This is a genomic window from Streptomyces sp. SID4985 (assembly GCF_009863025.1).
Taxonomy (GTDB): Bacteria; Actinomycetota; Actinomycetes; order Streptomycetales; family Streptomycetaceae; genus Streptomyces.
Map to the genome: position 1 here is coordinate 1 of NZ_WWIR01000513.1, position 5,368 is coordinate 5,368.

Here is a 5,368-nt window from a genome sequence, read left to right on the forward strand (position 1 = left end):
CGGGGGGTGTCCGCCCGCAGCGGCCGGCGAAAACACCCGGCGCCTATATAGCGAACAGTGCGCCGGACCGAGGACGGATACCCCCCGCCGCGGCCCCGACCACGACACAACCGTGGGCGCGATGCCACGCACCGGCACCCAGGTCACCGCCCCAGCCCCGAAGCGCCGCGGGCGTTACGCTCTGGCCAGCACCGTCCCGAAAAAGATGGGGAGCCCAAGAAGATGACGCCGGGCCGCAGAAGCAGCACCTTCACCCGACTGCTCAGGCACGGCTTCACCGACCCCTCCGCCGCAGAACGCAGCCTCGACACCCCGGAGCTGTCGGAGGTACGCGACGACCCTGTCCTCCTGGAAGCCCTCGGCGGAACCGCCGACCCCGACCTAGCCCTGCACGGCCTGGTCAGACTCCTGGAGTCCCAGCCCGCCCCCACGGACAGAAGAGAACTCCTCGACACCCTGATCGCGGCCAAGCCCCTCAGGGACCGCCTCCTCGGCATCCTCGGCGCATCGGAGGCCCTCGCGGACCACCTGGCCCGCCACCCCCACGACTGGCAGACCCTGGTCACGTACGAACCGGGAGACCTGCACCCAGGAGTGGCCGAGTTCGAACGAGGACTCGCGGAAGCGACAGACCCGGTGTCCCTCAGAGTCGCCTACCGCCGCTGCCTCCTCTCCATCGCCGCGAGGGACGTCTGCGGCACCACGGACCTGGCCCAGACAGCCGCAGAACTGGCCGACCTCGCCACGGCAACCCTCCGCGCCGCCCTCGCGATGGCGCGAGCCGCCGCCCCCGAAGACGCCGCTGCCTGCCGACTCGCGGTCATCGCGATGGGCAAGTGCGGCGGCCACGAGCTGAACTACGTCTCGGACGTGGACGTGATCTTCGTAGCGGAAGCGGCGGAAGGCACCGACGAGTCCAAGGCCCTCAGATCCGCGACGCGACTCGCCTCGCACATGATGCGCATCTGCTCGGAGACCACGATCGAGGGCTCGATCTGGCCGGTGGACGCGAACCTCCGCCCCGAGGGCCGCAACGGCCCCCTCGTCCGCACGCTGAGCAGCCACATCGCGTACTACCAGCGCTGGGCCAAGACCTGGGAGTTCCAGGCGCTGCTGAAGGCCCGCCCGGTGGCGGGGGACGCGGAGCTGGGGGAGGCGTACATCGAGGCGCTGGCGCCGATGGTGTGGCAGGCGGCGGAGCGGGAGAACTTCGTCGCGGACGTGCAGAAGATGCGCCGCCGGGTGGTGGAGAACATCCCCGCGTCGGAGATCGACCGCGAGCTGAAGCTGGGCCCCGGCGGACTGAGGGACGTCGAGTTCGCGGTCCAGCTCCTCCAGCTCGTGCACGGCCGCACGGACCCGACCCTGCGCAGCCGTACGACCCTGGACGCGCTCCAGGCGCTGGCGGCGGGCGGCTACGTCGGCCGAGAGGACGCCGCCCGCCTGGACGAGGCGTACCGCTTCCTGCGCGCGATGGAGCACCGCATCCAGCTCTACCGCCTGCGCCGCACCCACCTGGTCCCGGAGGCGGAGGAGGACCTGCGACGGCTCGGCCGCTCGCTCGGCCTGCGCACCGACCCGGTGACCCGGCTGCGCCGCGAGTGGAAGCGGCACACCGGCGTCGTACGACGGCTGCACGAGAAGCTGTTCTACCGCCCGCTGCTCGACGCGGTGGCCCAGCTAGCCCCAGGCGAGGCCCGGCTCAGCCCCGAGGCGGCCCGGGAGCGCCTGGTCGCGCTCGGGTACGCCGACCCGGCGGCCGCCCTGAGGCACCTGGAGGCGCTGGCCTCCGGCGTGACCCGCAAGGCGGCGATCCAGCGCACGCTGCTGCCCGTGCTCCTCGGCTGGTTCGCGGACTCCGCCGACCCGGACGCCGGACTGCTCAACTTCCGCAAGGTCTCCGACGCGCTCGGCAAGACCCCCTGGTACCTGCGGCTGCTGCGCGACGAGGGCGCGGCGGCGGAGAACCTGGCCCGTGTGCTTTCGGCGGGCCGTCTCGCCCCCGACCTGCTGATGCGCGCCCCGGAGGCGGTCGCGCTGCTCGGTGACGGGGACGGCGGGAGCGGCGGTCTGGAGCCGCGCGGCCGGGCCCAGCTGGAGCAGGAGATCCTGGCGGCGGTGGGCCGCGCGGAGAACGCCGAGCAGGGCGTGACCGCCGCCCGCGGAGTGCGCCGCCGCGAGCTGTTCCGTACGGCCGCGACGGACATCGTCGGCTCCTACGGCACCGAGACCACCCCCGCCGAGGCCGACGAGGGCGCCCTCCTGGACCGTACCGGCGCGGCGATCTCCGACCTCACCGCCGCGACCCTCGCGGGCACCCTGCGCGCGGTGGTGCGCGAGCACTGGGGCGACACCCTGCCGGTCCGGTTCGCGGTCATCGGCATGGGCCGCTTCGGCGGGCACGAGCTGGGCTACGGCTCCGACGCCGACGTGCTGTTCGTGTACGAGCCGCGCGAGGGCGTGGACGACCAGGAGGCCGCCCGCGCCGCGAACAAGGTCGTGGCCGAAATGCGCCGCCTGCTGCAGATCCCGAGCGCCGACCCGCCGCTGCTGATCGACGCGGACCTGCGTCCGGAGGGCAAGTCGGGGCCGCTGGTGCGCACCCTGAAGTCGTACGAGGCGTACTACCGCCGCTGGTCGCTGGTGTGGGAGTCGCAGGCGCTGCTGCGGGCCGAGCCGGTGGCGGGGGACGAGGACCTCGGGCGCCGGTTCATCGAGCTCGTCGACCCGCTGCGCTACCCGAGGAACGGCCTGGACGACGAGGCCGTACGCGAGATCCGGCGCCTGAAGGCCCGGATGGAGTCCGAGCGGCTGCCGCGCGGCGCCGACCCCAAGCTGCACACCAAGCTGGGCCCCGGCGGGCTCTCCGACGTGGAGTGGACCGTGCAGCTGCTCCAGCTGCGGCACGCCTGGGAGGTGCCGGGCCTGCGTACGACCCGTACGCGGGAGGCGCTGGCCGCCGCGCGTGAGGCGGGGCTGCTGAGCGAGGAGGACGCGGCCGTCCTGGACGAGGCGTGGGTGCTGGCGAGCCGGGTGCGCAACGCGGTCATGCTGGTCCGGGGCCGGGCCGGGGACACCTTCCCCACCGAGCCCCGCGAACTGGCCGCCGTCGGCCGCTACCTCGGCTACGGCGCCGGCCAGGCGGGCACCATGCTCGACGCCTACCGCCGCACCGCCCGCCGGGCCCGCGCGGTGGTGGACGAACGGTTCTACGCGGACTGAGCCGGACGGAACCGGCGCACCGGCTCGGCCCTCACCGGGAACCGGCCCTGGACCGGGACCTCGTACCCGTGTCCGGCGACGCTTCCGCCCCGTCGGTCACCCCGTTGGCCACGCCGCCGTCCACCCCCCGGGGCAGCGCCCCCGGCAGCCGCCCGTACCAGAGCCACGCCACCCCGAACCCGAAGGTCAGGCACGCCGCCCCGCCCACCGCGTCGAGCCAGAAGTGGTTGGCGGTGGCGACGATGACCACGAGGGTCGCCGCCGGGTAGAGGAGGGCCAGGACGCGTACCCACGGCACCGAGGCCAGCGCGAAGATCGTCAGCCCGCACCACAGGGACCAGCCGATGTGCATCGACGGCATCGCGGCGTACTGGTTGGACATGTGCTTGAGGTCGCCGGAGGCCATGGAGCCCCAGGTCTGGTGGACCATGACCGTGTCCACGAAGTGGCCGCCGCGCATCAGGCGGGGCGGGGCGAGCGGGAACAGGTAGTAGCCGAGCAGGGCCACGCCCGTGGTCGCGAACAGGACGAGTCTGGCGGCGCCGTAGCGCCCCGGATGCCAGCGGTAGAGCCACACCAGCACGGCGATCGTGATGACGAAGTGCAGGGTGGCGTAGTAGTAGTTCATGGCGATGATCAGCCAAGTGACCGCGTCGGCGGCGTGGTTGACCGATGCCTCGACCGCGATGCCGAGATGGTGCTCCAGGCGCCAGATCCCGTCGGCGTTGCGCAGCGCCTCGGCCTTCTGCTCCGGGACCGCGTTGCGGATCAGGGAGTAGACCCAGTAACTCACCCCGGTCAGCAGGATCTCGAACCACAGCCGGGGGCGTCCGGGACGACGGCGCAGCCGCTCCCGCACGCTTCCGGTGCGCTCGCCCGTGACGGTCCGCGGAACGGTCACCTTCTCGCGACCTTCCGGGCCTGTCACGGTCGAGTCACTCATAGCCACCGAGTCTGCCAGACGAAGGGTGCCTCACTGATCATCCCAAGGCGGGTCCCGGCACGCATGTTCTGCGTCCGGAGCCCCCTCGTGCTAGGGCCTGTCCGAGGGCGCCGCGACGAAGCGTTCCAGCAGGGTGCACAGCAGGTCCTGATCGTCCTCGTCCATGTGACCGAGGAGCCGTGCGGCCACGTCGTCGGCGACGACGGACGCCTCGGCGAACAGCGCCCTGCCCCGGTCGGTGATCTCGACGGCGTAGGCGCGGCGGTCGGTGGGCGCGGGGCGGCGCACGGCCAGGCCGCGGGTCTCGAGGTCGTCGACCGTACGCACCATCGAGGACTTGTCGCCGCCGGTGAGGTCGATCAGCCGGCGCTGGCTGAGCGGTCCGTGCGCGTTCAGGCTGAGCAGGACGCCGTAGTGGCGGCCCTCGATGTCCAGGGGGCGCAGGGCGTCGGCGAACGCGTGGGCGGCGCGCCGCTGGGCGAGGCGGAGCAGCGGGCCGACGCGGACACGGCCGATGCCGGGTGGGTGCGGGGTGGAATCGGGCGGGTTCATCGGCCTCAGCATAGGGCAAGGCGAGATTGGTTCCAGAAAGATAGTTCCATGTGGCACTATCTCGACCATGCCTAAAACGATTGCGTCCACCTCGCCCCTGGTGCAGGTGCCCTCCCCGCCCGCGGACGGCGGACGTCCTCCGGTGCGGCGCTGGACCCTGATGCTCTTCCGGACGGTGGTGACCGGCGAGGCCGTCCTCGCTGTGGGGCAGGCGGTCCTCGCCGGAAGCTTTCTGTCCGGTCACTACGCGGCCCTCGACCTGCACGCGCTGAACGCCACCGCCACCGGGCTCACCGCCGTGGCGCAGGCCGTGGCCGCTCTGCTGCTGTGGCGGCCGGGCGGTGGACCGGGCTGGCCGCTCCTGGCGTCCCTCGCGCTCTTCGGCGCGGAGGCCGGGCAGATAGCCATGGGGTACGGGCGGGTGCTCGCCGTCCACGTCCCGCTGGGCGTGGCCATCATCGCCTGCACGGTGCTGATGCTGGTCCGGGCCTGGCGCCCGACGGCCGCATGGACGCCGTCCCCCCGTACCGAGAGTGCCGGGGCGGCCGAGGGCTCGACCTCCGAGGAGGGGTCCGCGTGACGGGCGGCATCACCAGGCGGCGCCTGCTCGCCGCCTCGGCCGTGGGCGGCGCCGCGCTCACCGCGGGCGGA

4 protein-coding genes are annotated in these 5,368 nt (G+C 73.1%); 2 read left to right on the forward strand and 2 right to left on the reverse strand.

Annotated elements, in window-relative coordinates; all coding sequences use genetic code 11:
• Positions 1-222 precede the first annotated feature (222 nt).
• Positions 223-3,222, forward strand: coding sequence for a bifunctional [glutamine synthetase] adenylyltransferase/[glutamine synthetase]-adenylyl-L-tyrosine phosphorylase (locus tag GTW40_RS22395; RefSeq protein WP_161181980.1), 3,000 nt, complete (start codon positions 223-225; stop codon positions 3,220-3,222).
• Positions 3,223-3,253: 31 nt separating this feature from the next.
• Here the strand turns inward: GTW40_RS22395 and GTW40_RS22400 are convergent, their stop codons facing one another.
• Both GTW40_RS22400 and GTW40_RS22405 read right to left on the reverse strand, forming a co-directional pair.
• Positions 3,254-4,165 (reverse strand): phosphatase PAP2 family protein, encoded by a 912-nt coding sequence (locus tag GTW40_RS22400; RefSeq protein ID WP_237525629.1) that lies wholly within the window; start codon positions 4,163-4,165, stop codon positions 3,254-3,256.
• Positions 4,166-4,255: 90 nt separating this feature from the next.
• Positions 4,256-4,717, reverse strand: a complete 462-nt coding sequence (locus tag GTW40_RS22405) for a MarR family transcriptional regulator (protein WP_202486267.1) — start codon at positions 4,715-4,717, stop codon at positions 4,256-4,258.
• Positions 4,718-4,784: 67 nt separating this feature from the next.
• Here GTW40_RS22405 and GTW40_RS22410 point away from each other — a divergent pair, with 67 nt between their 5' ends.
• Positions 4,785-5,297, forward strand: coding sequence for a hypothetical protein (locus tag GTW40_RS22410; protein WP_161181982.1), 513 nt, complete (start codon positions 4,785-4,787; stop codon positions 5,295-5,297).
• Positions 5,298-5,368: the final 71 nt, after the last annotated feature.